The 19,147-nt window shown below is 69.2% G+C and carries 19 protein-coding genes; 18 read left to right on the top strand and 1 reads right to left on the bottom strand.

Features of this window, described 5'->3' with window-relative positions; translation table 11 throughout:
- The first annotated feature begins 61 nt into the window (after positions 1–61).
- The 6 genes from VLK66_RS11720 to VLK66_RS11695 all read left to right on the top strand — a co-directional run bounded on the left by VLK66_RS11720 (position 62) and on the right by VLK66_RS11695 (position 4,620).
- Positions 62–1,684: a CHASE3 domain-containing protein gene (locus VLK66_RS11720; RefSeq protein WP_325309603.1), complete on the top strand. Its 1,623-nt coding sequence runs from the start codon at positions 62–64 to the stop codon at positions 1,682–1,684.
- Between the two features lie 116 nt (positions 1,685–1,800).
- Entirely contained in the window at positions 1,801–1,989 is a 189-nt protein-coding gene (locus VLK66_RS11715) for a hypothetical protein (RefSeq protein ID WP_325309602.1), read from the top strand.
- Between the two features lie 38 nt (positions 1,990–2,027).
- Positions 2,028–2,222: a hypothetical protein gene (locus VLK66_RS11710; RefSeq protein ID WP_325309601.1), complete on the top strand. Its 195-nt coding sequence runs from the start codon at positions 2,028–2,030 to the stop codon at positions 2,220–2,222.
- Between the two features lie 38 nt (positions 2,223–2,260).
- Positions 2,261–2,455, top strand: coding sequence for a hypothetical protein (locus tag VLK66_RS11705; RefSeq protein ID WP_325309600.1), 195 nt, complete (start codon positions 2,261–2,263; stop codon positions 2,453–2,455).
- Positions 2,456–2,713: 258 nt separating this feature from the next.
- Positions 2,714–3,973, top strand: coding sequence for an ATP-binding protein (locus VLK66_RS11700; RefSeq protein ID WP_325309599.1), 1,260 nt, complete (start codon positions 2,714–2,716; stop codon positions 3,971–3,973).
- Between the two features lie 71 nt (positions 3,974–4,044).
- Positions 4,045–4,620, top strand: a complete 576-nt coding sequence (locus VLK66_RS11695) for an RloB family protein (RefSeq protein WP_325309598.1) — start codon at positions 4,045–4,047, stop codon at positions 4,618–4,620.
- A 20-nt stretch (positions 4,621–4,640) separates the two neighbouring features.
- Here VLK66_RS11695 and VLK66_RS11690 read toward each other — a convergent pair whose 3' ends face one another.
- The gene (locus tag VLK66_RS11690) at positions 4,641–5,093 is read right to left on the bottom strand and encodes an SRPBCC family protein (protein ID WP_325309597.1); all 453 of its coding nucleotides are present in this window, start codon (positions 5,091–5,093) and stop codon (positions 4,641–4,643) included.
- A gap of 316 nt (positions 5,094–5,409) precedes the next feature.
- On the opposite strand from VLK66_RS11690, the gene VLK66_RS11685 reads away from it, so the two are divergent.
- From VLK66_RS11685 to VLK66_RS11630, 12 genes are all read left to right on the top strand, one after another.
- A complete protein-coding gene (locus tag VLK66_RS11685; protein WP_325309596.1) occupies positions 5,410–6,459 on the top strand; it encodes a BMP family ABC transporter substrate-binding protein in 1,050 nt (349 codons plus the stop codon).
- A 39-nt stretch (positions 6,460–6,498) separates the two neighbouring features.
- Positions 6,499–8,046: an ABC transporter ATP-binding protein gene (locus VLK66_RS11680; protein ID WP_325309595.1), complete on the top strand. Its 1,548-nt coding sequence runs from the start codon at positions 6,499–6,501 to the stop codon at positions 8,044–8,046.
- Positions 8,043–9,149: an ABC transporter permease gene (locus VLK66_RS11675; RefSeq protein ID WP_325309594.1), complete on the top strand. Its 1,107-nt coding sequence runs from the start codon at positions 8,043–8,045 to the stop codon at positions 9,147–9,149. Before VLK66_RS11680 ends, VLK66_RS11675 begins: the two co-directional genes overlap by 4 nt.
- 3 nt (positions 9,150–9,152) lie before the next feature.
- The gene (locus tag VLK66_RS11670) at positions 9,153–10,034 is read left to right on the top strand and encodes an ABC transporter permease (protein WP_325309593.1); all 882 of its coding nucleotides are present in this window, start codon (positions 9,153–9,155) and stop codon (positions 10,032–10,034) included.
- A gap of 55 nt (positions 10,035–10,089) precedes the next feature.
- Positions 10,090–11,502: a hypothetical protein gene (locus VLK66_RS11665; RefSeq protein WP_325309592.1), complete on the top strand. Its 1,413-nt coding sequence runs from the start codon at positions 10,090–10,092 to the stop codon at positions 11,500–11,502.
- A 38-nt stretch (positions 11,503–11,540) separates the two neighbouring features.
- Positions 11,541–11,984 (top strand): MaoC family dehydratase, encoded by a 444-nt coding sequence (locus VLK66_RS11660; protein WP_325309591.1) that lies wholly within the window; start codon positions 11,541–11,543, stop codon positions 11,982–11,984.
- A gap of 170 nt (positions 11,985–12,154) precedes the next feature.
- On the top strand, positions 12,155–14,131 hold the full coding sequence (locus tag VLK66_RS11655) for an MDR family MFS transporter (RefSeq protein ID WP_325309590.1): 1,977 nt from the start codon (positions 12,155–12,157) through the stop codon (positions 14,129–14,131).
- 133 nt (positions 14,132–14,264) lie between these two features.
- Positions 14,265–14,792: a hypothetical protein gene (locus VLK66_RS11650; RefSeq protein WP_325309589.1), complete on the top strand. Its 528-nt coding sequence runs from the start codon at positions 14,265–14,267 to the stop codon at positions 14,790–14,792.
- A gap of 445 nt (positions 14,793–15,237) precedes the next feature.
- A complete protein-coding gene (locus VLK66_RS11645; RefSeq protein ID WP_325309588.1) occupies positions 15,238–16,452 on the top strand; it encodes a hypothetical protein in 1,215 nt (404 codons plus the stop codon).
- 45 nt (positions 16,453–16,497) lie between these two features.
- Positions 16,498–17,385, top strand: a complete 888-nt coding sequence (locus VLK66_RS11640; RefSeq protein ID WP_325309587.1) for an SMP-30/gluconolactonase/LRE family protein — start codon at positions 16,498–16,500, stop codon at positions 17,383–17,385.
- Between the two features lie 230 nt (positions 17,386–17,615).
- Entirely contained in the window at positions 17,616–18,389 is a 774-nt protein-coding gene (locus VLK66_RS11635) for a DUF4142 domain-containing protein (protein ID WP_325309586.1), read from the top strand.
- A 69-nt stretch (positions 18,390–18,458) separates the two neighbouring features.
- Positions 18,459–19,049: a ferritin-like domain-containing protein gene (locus tag VLK66_RS11630; protein ID WP_325309585.1), complete on the top strand. Its 591-nt coding sequence runs from the start codon at positions 18,459–18,461 to the stop codon at positions 19,047–19,049.
- Positions 19,050–19,147 lie beyond the last annotated feature (98 nt).

The following is a 19,147-nucleotide window of genomic DNA, read 5'->3' as shown; positions in this document are numbered from 1 at the left end:
GCCCGCGGCGCCATTCCGCGTCTCCGGGGCCGCCCTTCGGCCGTCCAGGGGGTCGAAGCCCATGCCTCCCGCGCTCCAGCCCCTCCGGCTCTCCCCCGCGCAGCGCTTCGCGGCCGTGTTCGTCCCCGCGCTGCTGGTGCTGGCGTTCGGCGCCGCCACCTGGTGGGGCACCCTGCGCGAGCGCCGCTCCCGCATCGCCGTCGACCAGAGCCACCGCACCCTCGAGGCGCTGGACTCGCTCGTCACCACCCTGGTGAACGCCGAGACGGGGCAGCGCGGCTACCTGCTCACGGGGCGCGACGAGTACCTGGACCCGTTCCGCCGCGCAGACGGAGAGGTGCACCGGCACATCGGGCGGCTCCGGACGCTGGCCGGCGACGACCCGCCCATCGCCCGGGCGCGGGTGGACTCGCTCTCGCTCCTCGCCGGCCGGAAGTTCGACGAGCTGAACGAGACGATCACCCTCGCCCGGAACGGCCGGCGCGACGCCGCGCTGGCGATCGTGGCCAGCGGCCGCGGCCGGAACACGATGGAGGCCATCCGCCGCACCGCCGCCTCGCTGGCGGCGGGTGAGAACGCCGAGCTGGCCCAGCGCGCCGAATCCGAGGAGCGCACTTCCAGCGGCGTGGCCCTGCTCATCGTGCTGGGCGCCGCCGGCTCGGCGCTGGTGTCGCTGCTGCTGAACCGCGTGCTGCACCGCTACGGAGAAACGCAGGCCGCCTTCGCCGCCGAGCTGGAGACGGCCAACCACCAGCTCGAGGAGCAGCAGGCCGAGCTGGAGATGCAGTACGAGCAGCTGCAGGAGCAGTCCACCGAGCTCGAGGCGCAGTCGGCGCAGCTGCAGGAGCAGGGCGCGGAGCTGGCGATGCAGAACGACGCGCTGCAGGAGGCCTCGGTGGAGCTGCAGCGCCGCACCGACGCGGCCGAAGAGGCCAACCGCGTGAAGGCGCGCTTCCTGGCCGCCATGTCGCACGACCTGCGCACGCCGCTGAACGCCATCGCCGGCTACGCCGACCTGCTGGAGATGGGGATCCGCGGCCCCGTGAACCAGGCGCAGATCGACGACCTGGCGCGCATCCGCAACAGCACGCGCCACCTCCTCTCGCTGATTACGGGGATCCTGGACTTCGCGCGGGTCGAGGCCGGGCACCTGGAGGTGCGGGTGGAGAACGTGCCGCTCGCCGCCACGGTGCGCGGGGTGGAGTCGTCCATCCTCCCGCAGGCGGCGGAGAAGGGGGTGCGCTTCGAGACCGACCCCGGGGCCGACGAGGTGTGGGTGGAGGCGGACCCCGAGAAGGTGGTGCAGGTGCTGCTGAACCTGGTGGGCAACGCCATCAAGTTCACCGGCGCGGGCGGCGAGGTGGCGCTGAGCTGCGTGGAGGACGGCGACGAGATGGTGGCCATCCACGTGCGCGACACCGGCCGCGGCATTCCGCCCGGGCAGCTTCCCACCATCTTCGAGCCGTTCGTGCAGGTGGACCGCGAGCAGGTGGCCGAGCGGCAGCGCGGCGTGGGGCTGGGGCTGGCCATCAGCCGCGAGCTGGCCGTGGCCATGGGCGGCGCGCTCTCGGTGCAGAGCGAGCCGGGCAAGGGCTCCATCTTCACCTTGCGCCTGCGCCGCGCCGCGAACCCGCACGCCCTGCCGCAGGCCGCCCCGGGCGCGGGCGAGGCCGGGGCGGTGTGATCGCCCGAACCGCACGCAGTGCGCCTTGACGCGCGGCCGTCCGCGACGTTGTGTTACCTCCGTGCCCGCGCGGACGCCGGGCACGGAGGAGCACACTTCACGCGGGAGACGGCGACATGGAGAAGCTGCGGCTGAACGTGGACGGGCTGAAGATCGAGAGCTTCGAGCCCCGGCCGGGCGGGCGCGACGCGAACGCGGCGCCGTTCGTGGCTTTCTGCAGCGTGCAGCCCACCTGCGGCAACCCCTCGCGCGGCGAGGAGACGTACCAGCAGGAGGTCATCACGCGCTACGCCTGCTGCGTCTGAGGCGCGGTTCCGCACACCCTTTCACGGCGGAGGTACCGATGAACAAGCTGCGGCTGGAGCTGGACGGGCTGAAGGTGGAGAGCTTCGAGGCGAGCGCGGAGCGGCGCGGCAAGGGAACGGTGCTGGGGTTCGACGGCAGCACCTGCAGCAACCAGCCGACCTGCGGCATCGCCTCGCGCGGCGAGGAGACGTACGAGCAGGAGGTGTTCACCCGCTACGCCTGCTGCGTCTGAGGCGCGGCCCGCACACACGCGAAACCCTGGAGGAAACGATGGACAAGCTGCGGCTGGAGCTGGACGGGCTGAAAGTGGAGAGCTTCGAGGCGAGCGCCGGCGCCCGCGCGAAGGGCACCGTACGCGGGTACGACGATAGCGTGTGCAGCCAGGGCTACACCTGCGGCGCCGCCTCGCGCGGCGAGGAGACGTACGAGCAGGAGATCAACACCCGCTACGCCTGCTGCGTCTGACGGCAGCCCCGTTCGCGTCCCCACCGCCGCCGAGCGGATCCGCCGGACAGACGAAGGCCCTCGCATCCGATTGGGATGCGGGGGCTTTCGGCTTCTGCGCCACCCGGCAAACGTATCCAGAGTGGCCGCGCGACGGAGCCTGCGATGCACGGCACTTGTTCTAAAACGCTTATTTGCGTAGCCTTCCCAATGCATGTTGCGGAATTTAGTCGAATTTCCGCTTGTCAGTGCATTCCACACGCATTCACGGGAACAGCCGTGCTGATTCGCTTCCGGGTTAAGAACTACCGCTCGATCAGGGACGAGCAGGAGTTCTCCCTTGTCGCATCTACTATGTCGGAGCTTCCCGAGGCGGTTGCGCGCCCGTCCGCCTTTGACTTCGGCGTGCTTCGTAGCGCCGCGTTATACGGTCCCAACGCGTCGGGTAAATCGACGCTCTGCTCCGCGCTTCAGTTTATGAAGTCCGCTGTAACTGATTCGCATAAATCCTGGGATCCGGGTGGTGGAATTTCCCGCGATCCATTTGCTCTGGACACCACCTCTGTGGGTGAGCCTTCATCCTTCATCGTAGATGTGAGTTTAGACAACATAAGATACGAGTACGGTTTCGTTGTCGATTCTTCTCGGGTGCTGGAGGAATGGCTCTACGCGTATCCTAAGGGACGGCGTCAGGAGTGGTTCACCCGCACCTATGACCTACCCGACGAGTTCGCATTCAGCCGCCTTCTTTCGGGTGAAAATCGTACGATCGCCGCACTTACTCGCCCGAACAGCCTGTTCCTCTCCGCCGCGGCGCAGAATAACCATCAAATGTTGTCTCCGCTCCACGAGTGGTTCTCTAAACAGCTTCGGGTTATCGAAGCAGGAACTTTCGACAACCTCACGCTTGAAGTGAGTGAACGCTGTCTGGATCCCGACTATCGCGCGAAGGTCTTCGACATCTTGAAATCCGCGGATCTCGGGATCACGGAAATCGAAGTGTTGGAGGATGATCAGGAAGGAGCCGCTCGCGCGCGGATGTTGGATAAAATGATGGCGGTATTCGGCTCTTCCGAGCTGGCAAGCGTGAAGCTTGTTCATCGCACGAACGGCCGTATCCCCGTGGCTTTGCCATTCAAGGGAGAGTCCGCAGGAACGCGTACACTGTTTGCCCTCGCCGGAGCAATGGTCGAGGTAATGACGAGCGGTGGAACCTTGGTGGTCGACGAGCTCGACCGCAGCCTTCATCCGCACCTGGCGCTCAAGATCGTCCGCATGTTCAACGATCCGGAGACAAACCCGAACGGTGCGCAGCTGATCTTCAACACCCACGACACCAATCTCCTCGACACCGAGCTCCTCCGGCGGGATCAAATCTGGTTCACGGAGAAGGGAGACGACGGCGCAACACGGCTGTTCCCGCTGACCGACTTCCGCGCGCGAAAGCACGAGAATCTCGAGCGTGGGTACCTGCAGGGACGCTTCGGCGCGGTTCCGTCGGTGCGCACGCCTCCAACGTTCCGGCGGACCGGCAGCTGATGGCGCGCGGTCCGCGCCGGGGAGGCGGAAACTCGCTGGGCCGGCGAGCCCCGTTCCGTGATCCCCTTCCCATGATCCTCGTCGTGTGCGAGGGGAAGGTCACGGAACCGCAGTACGTGGAGGGATTTCGGCTGGCGCGGGGAGCCAACACGGTTCGCGTACGGGTGGAATCTCCCGGCGGCGATCCGCTCGCATTGGTGGAACGGGCGATCGCGATTCGGGACGATGCCGCGCAGCGTGCAAAGCGCGAGCGCGACGACAATCTGAGATTCGACGAAGTCTGGTGCGTGCTGGACGTGGACCAGCACGCCCGGTTGGAGGCCGCGCGTACACTCGCGGGGAAGGCGGACGTCCAACTCGCCCTATCCAACCCGTGCTTCGAGCTCTGGCTGTTCCTCCACTTCGCGGAACACGCCGCCCACGTGAAACCGGATCAGGCTGCGCGGCTGCTCCGCAAGCATTTGCCCCAGTACGACAAGCATCTCCGCTTCGAGGACCTGGACCCCGGCTATGCGGACGCGGTGAGAAGGGCCGAAGCGCTCGACCGGCACCACGCCGGTCTGGACCAGGAAGGCGCGAATCCCTCTACGGGCGTGTATCGCCTCACCGAACAGATTCGCCGCTTCGGGAAAGAAGCGCGCCTCTGACCGCGATCATCGCCTTCTCGTCACTCCGCCTCCGCGGCCACGTTTGCGAGCAGGCCCAACTCCTCGACGTAGATGGGGCGCAGCGTGCGGGTGAAGAGCCAGCGCTCCACGGCGCCGAGGATGCCGCCGCGGCCCCGCATCACGGTGGAGATGGTCATGCGCGTCGCGCGGCCGCCCTCCAGCGGGTCGGCGATGAAGGTGGTGACGTTGCCGTTCTCGGGATAGCTCTCCACCAGCACGCGGCCGGGCTCCGGCTCGGTAACGTGGCCGCGCAGCGTGGCCGTGCGGCCGAGCACCGTGACCTGGAAGCGGATGACGGTGCCCTCGCCCACCCCGCCCTTCTCCACCACCAGGTCGTGGAACTGCCTGGGGAGGATGCGCGGGTGGCCGGCGTGGTAGTCCGCCACGATCCCGTACACCCGCGCCGGCGGCGCCGCGATGGCCGCCGATTCCTCGATTCTGTATTCCGCCACGTCGGTTCCTCCCTCGTTCGTTGATCCTCATCCAACGCATGAACGGTTGGCGTGGGACGGTTCTAACACGCCATGGAACCGCCCAGGCACACCGGCGGCTGGCCGATGCTCTGCCGTTGAAGCCTCGCGCGGTTGGCGAGGCTTTCCGTGGTTGTTGCCGCGGCTTCAGCCGCCTTTGCGATCAGCGGCGGGACACCTCCCGGGCCTCCGCGGAAACTCCCGGCGCGCGCGGTGTACACCGGCGCACCCCGAAACGGCGGCAACCCGCGGCGCTTCTGCTTGACGCGGTGCGGGACACGGACGATTCTATACCCCCATGCGCAAGCTCCTGATCTTCATCGGCGTGCTGCTGGCCGCACACGTCGCCCTGCTCTTCGTCCGCCCCGGCGGCGCCCAGGCCCCCGCGGCCGCGCCGGCCGGCGGCCACAGGCTCACCGTCGGCATCGTGTTCGACGTGGGCGGCCGCGGCGACAAGAGCTTCAACGACGGCGCCTACCTGGGCGCCATGCGCGCCGCCCGCGAGCTGGGCGCCGACGTCCGCCTGGTGGAGCCCGGCGAGGGCTCGGACCGCGAGGCCGGGCTCCGGCTGCTGGCCGCGCAGGGCCTCGACCTCGTCATCGGCGTCGGCTTCATCTTCAGCGACGACCTGACGCAGCTGGCGAAGGAATATCCCGGCATCCACTTCGCCGGGGTGGACTACGCGCTGTCGACCGACGCGCAGGGGAACGTCATCCCCCCGCCGCCCAACCTGGCCGCGCTGAAGTTCCGCGAGGAGCAGGGCTCGTTCCTGGTGGGCGCCATCGCCGCGCTCACCAGCAAGACCAAGAAGGTGGGCTTCGTGGGCGGGATGGACATCCCCCTGATCCACAAGTTCGAGGCGGGCTACAAGGCGGGCGTGCACTCCGTCTGCCCCGACTGCCGCGTGATCGCGCAGTACGCGGGCGTGACCCCCGAGGCCTTCCGCAACCCGGGGAAGGGGAAGGAGCTGGCGCTCAGCCAGTACAACCAGGGCGTCGACGTCATCTTCCACGCCTCGGGCAGCACCGGGCTGGGCGTGTTCGAGGCCGCGCGCGCCACCGGCAAGCTGGCGATCGGCGTGGACGCCGACCAGTACCAGGAGGCGCCGGGCTTCGTGCTCACCAGCATGGTGAAAGGCGTGGACAACGCCGTGTTCGACGAGGTGAAGAAGGTGCGCGACGGCACCTTCCACGGCGGGGTGGACTGGTTCGGTCTGAAGGAGAACGGCGTGCGCTACGTGTACGACGAGCACAACCGCGCCCTCATCCCCGACTCCGTCCGCACGCGCGTGGAGCAGTTGAAGGCCGAGATCATCGCCGGGCGCATCGTGGTGCCCAGCGAGCGCTGAACCGTCATCATCTCCCCCATCCCGCTACCCCGCACGCAATTGCCCGAGCAACCCTCCGCCGCCCCCGTGGTGCGCATGGCCGGGATCGAGAAGAGCTTCGGCCCCGTGCGCGCCAACCGCGGGGCCAGCCTGGACGTCGGCGCCGGCGAGATCCACGCCCTGGTGGGCGAGAACGGCGCCGGCAAGAGCACCCTCATGCGCATCCTGAGCGGGATGTTCACCCCCGACGCGGGCACCGTGGAGGTCTTCGGCCGCGACGTGACGGGGTGGACCACCGCGCAGGCCATCGACGCCGGCGTGGGGATGGTGCACCAGCACTTCATGCTCGTCCCCACCCTGTCGGTCGCCGAGAACGTCGTCCTTGGAACGGAGCCGCGGCGGCGGCTGGTGCTGGACCGCGACAAGGCCTTCCGCGACGTGGAGGAATTGACGCGGCGTACCGGGCTGATGGTGGACCCGCGCCGCCGCGTGAGCGAGCTGTCGGTGGGCGAGGCGCAGCGGGTGGAGATCCTGAAGGCGCTGCTGCGCGGCGCCAGGGTGCTGGTGCTGGACGAGCCGACCGCCGTGCTCTCGCCCCCCGAGGTGCAGGAGCTGTGGGGCGTGCTCCGCGGCCTGCGGAACAACGGCGCCACGGTGGTCCTCATCACCCACCGGCTGGACGAGGTGATGGACATCTCCGACAACATCACGGTGATGCGCGCAGGGGCCACGGTGGACCGCATCCGCACTTCCGCGACGACGCCGAACGACATCGCGCGGGCGATGGTGGGGCGCGAGGTCGCGCTGGCCGCGGAGGCCGACGTCTACCGCCCCGGGCGGACCGAGACCGGCGCCGCGCCCGCGCTGGAGGTGCGCGACCTGGTCGTGGCCGCGCCCGGCCGCCCGCGCGCGGTGGACGGCGTGTCGTTCGACATCCGCCCCGGCGAGATCCTGGGGATCGCGGGGGTGGAGGGGAACGGGCAGACGGAGCTGATCGAGGCCATCGCCGGCCTGGCCCCCGCCGCCTCGGGATCGATCCGCCTCGCGGGCGCGGACGTGACGGGGACCGGCGTCCGCGAGCGGGGGGACGCGGGGCTCAGCCACATCCCCGAGGACCGGCACCGGCGCGGGCTGCTGCTGGACTACTCCATCGCCGACAACCTCGTTTTGGGACAGCAGCACCGCTTCCAGAAGGGCCTCGCGCTCGACCGCGAGCGCATCGCCCGCAACGCCGACGAGCAGGTGCGCGCGTACGACGTGCGCCCGCCCGACCCGGCGCTCCCGGCACGCGCGCTCAGCGGCGGCAACCAGCAGAAGGTGGTTGTCGCGCGGGAGATGATGCGCGACTTCCGCGTCCTGCTCGCCGCGCAGCCCACACGCGGCGTGGACGTGGGCGCGGTGGAGCTGATCCACGACCGCCTGCGCCAGGCGCGGGACGCGGGGAAGGCGATCCTGCTCGTCTCGGCGGAGCTGAACGAGGTGCTGGCGCTGGCCGACCGCGTGGCGGTGATGTACGGCGGCCGGTTCGTGACGGTGATGCCGCGGTCGGAGGCGAGCGAGGAAGTGCTGGGACCCTACATGACCGGCGCGCAGCGGGAGGCCGCGTGAGCACAGCCGTGCAGCAGACCCCGCCCGCCGCGCCGGAGACGAAGGGCGGCACCGCGTCGTCCGCCTGGCGCGGGCGGCTGGAGGAGGCGCTCCTTCCGCCCATCGTGGCCATCGTGCTGGCGCTGGTGATCGGCGACCTGCTGATCCTTTCCTTCGGCCAGTCGCCCGGCGCCGTCTACAAGCTCCTGCTGGAGGGGACGTGGGGGAACGCCTACGGCTTCGGGCAGGTGCTGTACAAGACGACCACGCTGGCGTTCACCGGGCTGGCCGTCGCCCTGGCGCTCCGGGCCGGGCTCTTCAACATCGGCGCGGAGGGGCAGCTGGCGGCGGGGGGATTCCTGGCGGCGGCGCTGGGGCTGATGCTTCCCGCGGGGACGCCGGGGGTGCTGGCGGTGCCGCTCTGCATCGTCGCCGCGGCGGTGGGCGGAGGAGCCGTGGGCGCGGTGCCAGGGGCGCTGAAGGCACGCTTCGGCGCGCACGAGGTGATCGTCACCATCATGCTGAACTTCATCACCCTGGCGCTGCTGAACTGGATCATCGCCGCGCACCTGCACGTGCCGGAAACGCTGCACACGCCCGATATCCACGCCGGCGCCGTTCCGCGGCTGGGCGGGGCGTTCACCGGGTCGGCGGCCAACTGGACCATCCTGCTGTCGCTCGCCGCCGCCGGCGCGGTGTGGTGGTACCTGTTCCGCACGCGGCGCGGCTACGAGCTGCGCGCGGTGGGGCTGCAGCCGGACGCGGCCGAGTACGCGGGCGTGCGCGTGGGCGGCGTGTGGCTGCGGGCGATGGCGGTCTCGGGCGCGCTGGCGGGGCTGGGCGGGGTGAACTTCGTGCTGGGCTACAAGCACTACTACGAGGACGGCTTCGCGGGCGGCGCCGGGTTCCTGGGGATCGCGGTGGCGCTGGTGGGGCGCAACGACCCCGTCGGCGTGATCCTGGCGGCGCTCTTCTTCGCCACGCTCAGCCAGGGCGGGCTGGCGATCAACGCCGTGGTGCCCAAGCAGATGGTGGAAGTGCTGCAGGGCGTGGTGATCCTGGCCGTCGCGGTGGCCGTGCCCGAGGTGCGGCGCCTTCTCCGCCTCCAGCCGCGGAGGGGCTGACCGATGATCGTGATCACCTTCATCCTGCAGGCGATCCGCATCGCCATCCCCTACCTGTTCGCGGCGTCGGGCGGCGTGGTGGCCGAGCGCGCGGGGGTGGTGTCGCTGACGCTGGAGGGATTCATGCTCAGCGGCGCGTTCTGCGCCACGCTGGGCTCGTACTACAGCGGCAGCGCGTGGGTGGGCCTCCTCTGCGGCGTCGCCGGCGGGCTGGTGATGGGGCTGCTGCACGCGGTGGCGTCGATCCGCTACAAGGCGGACCAGATCGTGGTGGGGATCGCCATCAACCTGCTGGTGGTGGGCCTGACGCGCTTCTTCCTGCACCTGGCGTTCGACAGCTCCAGCAACTCCCCGCGCGTTCCCGGCTTCGGCGGCGAGAACGGGGGGTCGGGAATCATCGCCCTGATCTCCAACCCGCTGGTGTGGCTGGGGATCATCCTGGTGCCGGTGATGGGGTGGGTGATGTACCGCACCCCGTTCGGCCTGCGCGTGCGCGCCGTGGGCGAGCACCCGCTGGCGGCCGAGTCGGTGGGCGTGCCGGTGCCGCGGGTGCGGTATCTTGCGGTGATGCTCTCCGGCGTGCTGGCGGCGCTGGGCGGGGCGTACCTGGCGCTGGACCAGCACCAGTTCACCGACCAGATGACGGCGGGGCGCGGGTACGTGGCCCTGGCCGCGGTGATCTTCGGGCGCTGGGACCCCATCCGCGCGGGCATCGCCTGCCTCTTCTTCGCCGCCGCCGAGACGCTGCAGATCCAGCTCCAGGGCCTGCAGGCCATCCCCAGCCAGTTCGTCTCGATGATCCCCTACGTGCTCACGATCATTGCACTGGCGGGGCTGGTGGGGCGGAGTGTGCCGCCGGCGGCGCTGGGGCGGGCGGAGGATTAGGTAAAAGACCGCCAGCTCTCAGCCAAAACCTTCAACCAAACATCCGGGTGACTGCATGCTCGTTTGGGCGACAGAGTTTCCAGCTGCTTCAGGCACACACGCAGATGATCTCCTGGACGCGGCGAAGGAGTGGTTGGTCGGAAGCCCTCATTCGAAATGGACGCATGAGGATTTCGGTGCCGAGCCGCTAGGAGAAATCACGCGATACAAGAAGGACGCTCAGGAAGTAACTGTAATGAGGGTGACCCTAGACGAGCAGTCTTGGGCAGGGCTTCGGCAGTCATGGATTGAGAAAGGCAACAAGGAGTGGGTGACCGACACCGTTGCACACGAGAAGGACGGAGTAGTCTGGGTATCCGTGCGGCTTCACTGTAATTTATTAACGCCTGGCAGTAGGCTCCCCACTCCTAAAAAACCGTATTTGATTAAGGTGCTCCTGCAGAGACTTGGCGGGGGCTATGATGGAATTCTGCCAATAGATGCTGACCCCGTTCGACTGCGCGAGGACGAAGTTGATGTCGCAGCGGGTTACATGACGGGAACTGCCAGAAATCGGTTACCTGTTGTGTACGTCAGCACAGATTGGGGACGCCAGTACTCCCTGGATGTGAACCGGCTGTCGCGCGACTTAGCGGGAATGGCACACGTTGTAGTTGAGCCATCACGACAGTTCTCCTTCGCACTTAACCGCAATGTTCACGGAATTAACGCCTACAACGGAGCGGTTAGCATCTATTGGCCTGCGGGCCTTGGGGCGCAAGCACGATTTCTACCGATTCGTTTTGCTTCAGCGACAGAACTAGAGAACGCCATTAGAGAGGCCGTTCGCGTTGCGCTTACCCATATTCGGCCGCGGGTTGAGAGCACCTCATCATACCTTCGGGAAGTTATATCTCGCGCACGACTACAACAGCTCCGGACGCAGGGCAGTGCCGGGTGGGAGGAGTACGCTCAAGAGATCGATGCTGAGTTGTCCGCGGTCAGGCAGCAACTTGATGAATCCGAGGCCGAAATTCGGCGTCTCATGGGCGAGAATATGCGGCTGCAGGGATTTGCTAAGACGAGATCTGAAGGGGTGCTGGCGCTGGGCGACGAACAGGAGTTTTATCCCGGAGAGATCACTGAGTGCATCGCTGCTGCGCTTAAAGCGAGTCGAAGTACAATACGTACCGATTCACGATGGATGCACATCATTGAAGACCTCATCGCTGCTAACCCAGCAGGGGAAGGTGCTGAGCAGATCGCATCTCAAATCAAGGACATCTTCGCAAAAGGAGGGAAGTTCGGTACGACGGAACGGCGGGCGCTAGAAGAGCTTGGCTTTGTTGTTACCGACTCGGGAAAGCATGTGAAAGCCGTGTACCATGGTGACGACAGGTACGTATTCTCCATCTCCAAAACACCGAGCGACTCACGAGCAGGGAAAAACCTTGTGAGTACAATAAACAACAAAATCTTTGGGGCTTGACGTCTGCGGTTCGCCAAGTCTGGACAGGAACAGGTGAATTGTACTTCGAAGACTACGAGCCGGGCTCGGTGCACGAGTTCGGCTCGATTCGCGTGGACGAGGAGGAGGTGCTGGCGTTCGGGCGGAGGTTCGATCCGCAGGTGTTCCACACCGATCCGGAAGCCGCGGAGCGGACGGAGTACGGCGGGCTGATCGCCAGCGGGTGGCACACGGCGGGGCTGATGATGCGGCTGTACTCCGACCACTACCTGTCGAAGGTCGCCACCCTCGTCTCCCCCGGCGTGGACAACCTGCGCTGGCTGCGGCCCGTGCGCCCGGGCGACGAGCTGTCGCTGCGCGTGACCGTGGCCGAGGCGCGGCGCTCGCGCAGCAAGCCGGACCGCGGCCTGGTGCGCTCCGACGTGGAGGTGCTGAACCAGCGCGGCGAGGTGGTGATGACGCTCAGCGCGCTCAACTTCTTCCTCTGCCGCACGCCCGGCTGACCTGATCTCACGCGGAGACGCGGGGCGCGGAGAACTCATCGCGGCGGTGAGTTCTCCGTGTCTCCGCGTCTCCGCGTGAGGCTTTCTGTTGCTGTTCTCCTCTGCGGGAACCGGGTTTGCTAGGTGAATTCCGGTTCGAGCGTCGCACACGGAAATTCGGGGAGCGGATGATGGCGGAGCAGGCGGTGAGGGCCGAGGGGGAAGAGCGGAGCGTGTGGGTGGTGTTCAGCGGGCTGCTGCTGGTGATGCTGCTCGCCTCGCTGGACAGCACCATCGTGGCCACGGCGCTGCCGACCATCGTGGGCGAGATGGGCGGCGTGGGCCACCTGGCGTGGGTGGTGACGGCGTACCTGCTGGCGCAGACCATCGTCACCCCGCTCTATGGCAAGCTGGGCGACCTGTACGGGCGCAAGCGCGTCCTCCAGTCGGCCGTCGTCATCTTCCTGCTCGGCTCGGTGCTGTGCGGAATGGCGCGCTCGCTGGAGGCGCTGATCGCCTTCCGCGCGCTGCAGGGCCTGGGCGGCGGCGGGCTGATGGTGAGCTCGATGGCCGCCGTGGGCGACGTGATCCCCCCGCGCGAGCGCGGCCGCTACCAGGGGATCTTCGGCGCGGTGTTCGGGCTGAGCAGCGTGGCCGGGCCGCTGATCGGCGGGTTCTTCACCACGAACCTCACCTGGCGCTGGATCTTCTACATCAACCTCCCGCTCGGCATCGTCGCGATGGTCGTCCTGGCGGCGACGCTTCCCGCCAACCCCGAGCGGAAGCGGCACCGCATCGACTACCTGGGCGCGGCGACGCTGGCGGCGGCGCTCAGCGGAATCATCCTCCTCACCGACCTGGGCGGGGCCACCTTCCCGTGGGGCTCGCCGCAGATCGTGGGGATGGGCGTGGCGAGCGTCGTCTTCCTGGCGCTCTTCGTCTGGATCGAGCGGCGCGCGGCCGAGCCCGTCCTCCCGCTGCGCCTCTTCCGCAACCGCATCTTCACGGTGAGCAGCGCGGTGGGTGTGGTGGTGGGGTTCGCCATGTTCGGCTCCATCACCTTCCTCCCCCTCTTCCTGCAGACGGTGAAGGGCGCCAGCCCCACGGGCTCCGGGCTGCAGCTGCTGCCGGTGATGGGGGGGATGCTGGTGACGTCGATCGTCAGCGGCCAGCTCATCTCCCGCTGGGGGCGCTACCGCGTGTTCCCGATCGTGGGAACGGCGGTGATGAGCGCGGGCCTCTTCCTCCTCTCGCGGATGCGCGCCGACACCGGCCTGGCCACCGCCTCGCTGTACATGCTGGTGGTGGGGATGGGGCTGGGAATGGTGATGCAGGTGCTGGTGCTGGCCGTGCAGAACTCGGTGGACTACGAGGACCTGGGCGTGGCGACCAGCGGGGCGACGCTCTTCCGCTCCATCGGCGGCTCGCTGGGGACGGCGGTGCTGGGCGCGGTGTTCGCCTCGCGCCTGACGGCGACGCTCGCGCGGGTGATGCCCGGGGCCGCGGGCGCGGTGACCGGCGGCGGCGGGGGGATGGATCCGGCAGCGATCCAGCGGCTGCCGGCGGCGACGCGAGGCGTTTTCCTGGACGCCTTCACCCGCTCGCTGGACTTCGTCTTCCTGTTTGCGGCCATCGTGGGCGCCGCGGCGTTCCTGCTGTCGTGGCTGCTGGAGGAGCGGCCGCTGCGCGACTCGGTCGCGGCGGGCGGCGCCGGCGTGGGCGAGACCATGGCGATGCCGGAGGACGGGGAGAGCTGGCCGCCGTTCTCGCGCTCGCTCTGGCACCTGATGCACCGCGACGCCAAGGTGCGGATGATCGAGAAGATCTCCGCGCTCGCGGGCGTGGGCCTGAGCCCGGCCGCGTGCTGGATGCTGGCGCGCGTAGGCCAGCACCTCGACACCGATCCGTGGCGCGTGGGCGGCGAGTTCAAGATCGACCCCACGCGGCTGCGCCAGGGGATGGACGAGCTGCGCGACCGCGGGCTGGTGGACGGCGACGGCACGCACGGGTCACTCACCCCCACGGGCACGGAAACGCTCGCGCGCCTGCGCACCGCCGGGCGCGAGTGGATGTCCAGCCTGGTGGCGGGATGGGACCCCGAGCACCACGCCGACCTGGCCGCCATGCTCGACCGCGTGGCCGACGAGGTGGTGGAGGGGCGGGCCTAATAGGGAAGTGCGGAAGTGCGGAAGTGCGGAAGTGCGGAAGTGCGGAAGTGCGTTGATCTGGTGCATCGATCGGATCGGGGGCATCATTGCATCCGTCGGTCCGAGTCCGCGATCCTGCCAGCGAGAGGCCACCATGCGATCCATCCTCCGCGTCTTCCTCTTCATCACCGCCGCGGCGACGCTTCCCCGCACCGTTCACGCGCAGCGGGTGGAGATGCCGGAGGGCGGGCCCGTTCGCGTGACCGCGGCGGGATGGCACCCCGGGCGCGTGGCGGGGACGCTGGTGCAGGCGACGGCGGATTCGGTGATGATCCGCACGGGCGACTCGCTGGTGGCGATCCCGCGCGGCCGCGTGACGCGCGTGGAGGTGCCGGACGGGCGCCGGCGGTACGCGACGCGCGGGATGTTGATCGGGATCGGCGTAGGCGCCGTGATCGGGGCGATCGGCGGGATCACCTGCCACGACGACTGCCCGGACGGGACGACCGCGCTGACCACCTTCATCGGCGCCGGCGGCGGGATGCTGCTGGGCGGCGCGGCCGGCGCGCTGGTGACCGGCCCCCGCTGGCGCGACGCATCCCCGCCCACGACGGCGATCCGGATCACGCCCGCGCCCGGCGGCCGCGGCATCGCCCTGACGTTGCGGCGATCCACGCGCTGACGAACCCCGCGAACCCCGCATCAACCGACGCACCGCGCTGCATTGGTGCGATGCGGGCTCGGTGCCCGCCGCGGAGCCCTCCCCCCGCGCCTGAGAGCGCTCGCCCCCTCCCGATAACAGGAGGGGGAATTCGTTTTGGCGCACAGGCGGTGGAGCAGTCGTCGGCTGACGTGTGATGCGGGGCCCGAGGCAGCATCGCCGCGCGCTCCGGAAGCTTCCCCGCAATGAGTTCTCCCCTCCCCCGCGGAGCGGGGGGAGGGGCCGGGGGCGGGGCCGGGGGAGGGGGCCAGCCAGGCGGGCTGGATGCATCCTCCCGGCTCCGCCGACTATCCTCACGCCAACGCCACATCTCCATTCCCATCTTGCCACCTTCGCGGCCCGTTCCCTGCCTTCCCCCGCCGCCGCGAGGCCCAACTCCTCACATCCAGATCGGTTCGGCGGAGAAATGCTGACACTCATCACGAACGGGGACGTGTACGCGCCGGAGCCGCTGGGCCGGCGCGACATCCTGCTGACGGACGGGAAGATCGCCAAGGTCGGCGAGATCGACCGCAAGGCGGTGGAGAGCGTGGGCGTGGACTGCGAGGTGATCGACGCCAAGGGGTGCCTGGTCGTTCCCGGGCTTATCGACCCGCACGTGCACCTGCTGGGCGGGAGCGGCGAGAGCGGCTTCAGCACGCAGACGCCCGAGTTCTTCATCGGCGAGCTGGTGCGCTTCGGCATCACCACCGTGGTCGGCGTGCTGGGGGTGGACACCACGATGAAGACCATGGCCGGGCTGCTGGCCAAGGCCAAGGCGCTGAAGGAAGACGGGCTGAACGCCTTCGTGTGGTCGGGCGGGTACTCCATCCCCCCCACCTCCATCATGGCGTCGGTCCGCGACGACATCATGTTCATCGAGGAGGTGCTGGGCGCGGGCGAGATCGCCATCTCCGACGAGCGGGGGATGGACCCGTCGGCGCGCGACCTGGCCCGCGTGGCCACCGACTGCCACGTGGGCGGAATGCTCTCGCGCAAGGCCGGCCTCCTGCACCTGCACGTGGGCGAGGGCGACTCGCGGCTGCGCCCCCTGCGCGAGGTGCTGGACGGCTTCAACGTGAAGCCGGAGTGGTTCTACCCCACGCACGTGGAGCGCACCACCCGCCTCTTCGACGAGGCGGTGGAGCTGGCGAAGAAGGGGATGCCGATCGACATCGACGTGGTCGAGGGCGACATGGCGAAGTGGGTGCGCCGCTACCTGGAGGCCGGCGCGCCCGAGGACAGGCTCACCATCTCGTCCGACGCGTCGGTCACCAGCCCGCGCGGCGTGTGGGAGCAGATCCGCTCGTGCATCCGCGACTGCGGGCTGCCGAAGGAGAAGGTGTTCCGGCTGGCGACGCGCAACACCGCCGCCATCCTGAAGCTGGAGGGCTACGGCGGAAAGGGCGCGCTGGAGAAGGGCCGCATGGGCGACGTGCTGCTGCTGGAGGAGGGGAGCCTGGAGATCGTGCACGTCCTCTCCCACGGGCTGGCCATGGTGCGCGATGGGAACCTGGTGAAGGAGGAGAGCTTCCTGGACGACAGCGACCGCCAGATCCACCTCAGCGGCCGCAAGGACGAGAAGGGCGAGGAGAAGGAGAAAGGGACCGAAGAGAAGGAAGAGGGAGATGCGGCCAGGTGATCGCCCTTCCGTTCTCCGTCCCCCGCATCCGCGCCGAGCCCGGTCATGAGCGGGGGGATGGGGATCGCAAAGCCGGAGCGTATCCTCCGCTCGCGGGCGCGCCTGGGCGAGGGGCCGGTGTGGGACGCGGCGACGGCGGCGCTGCTCTGGGTGGATGTCTTCGACCAGAGCGTGCACCGCTTCGACCCGGCGACGGGGCACGATGAGATGTGGGAGGTCGGCGGCCTCTGCGGCTGCGTCTGGCCGGCGGCGGACGGGCGGCTGCTGGTGGCGCTGAGGAGCCGGCTGGCGCTGCTGGACCCGCGCACCGGCGGGCTGGAGCCGCTGGCGGACGTCCCCGAGCCGCCGGAGAACCGGCTGAACGACGGGGCGTGCGACGCGCGCGGACGCTTCTGGTTCGGCTCCTTCTCGCCCAGCGAGGGCGGCGCGTCGCTCTGGCGCTTCGACCGCGATGGCGGACTGCGGCGGATGGAGACGGGGCTCACCATCTCCAACGGCCTGGGGTGGAGTCCGGACGGCGGCACCTTCTACCTCACCGACTCGCCCGCGCAGACCATCCACGCGTACGACTTCGACGCGGAGGCGGGACGCATCTCCAACCGCCGCACCTTCGTCGATCTCCGCGGCGAGGACGGCTTTCCCGACGGGCTGGCGGTGGACGCGGAAGGAGGCGTGTGGTCGGCGCGCTTCGCGGGCGGCGCGGTGGTGCGCTACGACGAACGCGGGCGCGAGACCGACCGCATCTCCCTCCCCGTCCCCCGCGCGACGAGCTGCGCGTTCGGCGGCGCGGGGCTGCGCGATCTCTACATCACCACCGCGTCGGTGGGGATGATGGAGGAGGAGATCGAGGACGCGATCGAATCCGGCGACCTCTTCCGCGTCCGCACCGGCGTCGCCGGGCTCCCGGTCCATCCCTTCGTCCCGCCATCCTGAAAAGAACGTCTCACACGGAGGGAACGGAGGGAGCGGAGAACTCATCGCACTCCGCTCCTCCTCCGTTTCCTCCGTTCCCTCCGTGTGATTCTATCTTGTTGTTCTACAGCAGTTTACTGACTTTCGACATCTGTGCTCCACGCGTGTGACCAACCTTTGCATCGGTTTCCGGCCCCACTTTTCGCCCGCACGGGGCGGGCGGAGCGGAGACCGGAACCGGGAGGTCGAAGATGGCCACACGGATGGGCGGATGGGCGCTGGCGGGGCTGCTGCCGCTGGCGGCGGCGTGCTCCACGGGCACGTTGGGGATGAGCACGCTGGGGCCGCACGGGCAGGGCGACGTGGCGGCGCACTCGTTCGTATCGGCGGTGGACGCGGGCGAGATCCAGCAGGCGCAGCTGGCGCAGAGCCGGGCCAGCAGCGGCGCCGTGCGCGACTTCGCCAGCCGGATGATCACCGAGCACTCCAACGCGCTGGCCATGCGCGACGAGCAGATGCAGCGCATGGGGCTGGGGCTGCGCACCAGCGCGCACATCGCCGCGGGGAACCTGGGCTACGGCGGCCCGGCGGTGGAGACGAACGGGCAGGGCGTGGTCTCGAACAGCGCGCACAGCGGCGGCACCGGAACCACGGGAACGGGGATGGGCGAGGTGGGCGCGGGGAGCGGGTCGATGGACATGACCGGCGCCTTCACCCCGTCGATGGTGCTGTCGCCGATGGGGATGGACGAGCTGAACGGCCTGCTGATGCAGAACCCGTACAGCCGGCCGGTGGCGGAGTCGGCCATGGCGGACCTGGCGGCGCTGCGGGCGCTGAGCGGCGCGCAGTTCGACCGGGCGTACATGGACCGGCAGGTGGCCGCGCACCAGTACGCGCTGAGCAGCCTGGACCGCATGCTGGCGCAGGGCGGCATCGGGCACGTGATGACGCAGACGCTGACCGCGCAGCGCGCCGCGGTGGCCATGCATCTGCAGATGGCCCAGCAGATCCGCGCGGGGCTGTAACAGCGCGGAAGCGGCGGGGGCGGCCCGGCGGCCGCCTCCGGCATCACCCTGCAACGCGGGAGCGGACCGATGGCGGACGAGACCTTTCCCACGGGCGCGGAGCTGGTGGCCGAGCTGAACGACCTGCTGGCCCTGGACCACGACGCGGTGCAGGCGTACTCGCTCGCCATCGGCCGCATCTCCAGCGCCGAGTACCGCGAGACGCTGGCCGGCTTCCGGGCCGACCACCAGCGCCACATCGAGCGGCTGGCGCAGCTGATCCGCGACCGCGGCGGCGTGCCGCTGCAGCTGCCGCACATTCCCACCGGCGTGTTCAAGGCGGCGGTGCAGGCGCTCGGCACGCTGGGCGACGACCGGGCGACCCTGCTGGCCTTCAAGACCAACGAGGGGCAGGTGCGCGACAAGTACCGCCGCCACGCCGACCGCCCGCACGACACCGCCGTCTCCGTCGTCCTGCGCGGCGCGGCGGCGGACGAGGAGCGGCACTACGCCTGGGTCGAGGAGGTGGTCGAGCACCTGGGCGCCGGGCCGGGGACCCTCGTGGGCACCGCGCAGCAGGCCGCCCAGGCGGTGCACGGCCGCACCGCCGACGCCATCGAATCCGCGGGCCGGCGCGTGGCCGAAACGGTGGAGCAGCTCCGCCCCGGCGGCGCGGAGTAGCGCGGGAGATCAGGCGGGATCCGAGACGCCGCCGCGCCCTGGTGACGCGGCGGCGTTCGCGTGCTTCTTCGCCCGCTACGAGGTGCAGGAGCGAATGA

The organism is Longimicrobium sp. (genome assembly GCF_035474595.1).
Classification (GTDB): Bacteria; Gemmatimonadota; Gemmatimonadetes; order Longimicrobiales; family Longimicrobiaceae; genus Longimicrobium.
The sequence above is the reverse complement of the archived record's forward strand: the minus strand, read 5'-3'. Positions and strand labels throughout refer to the sequence as shown.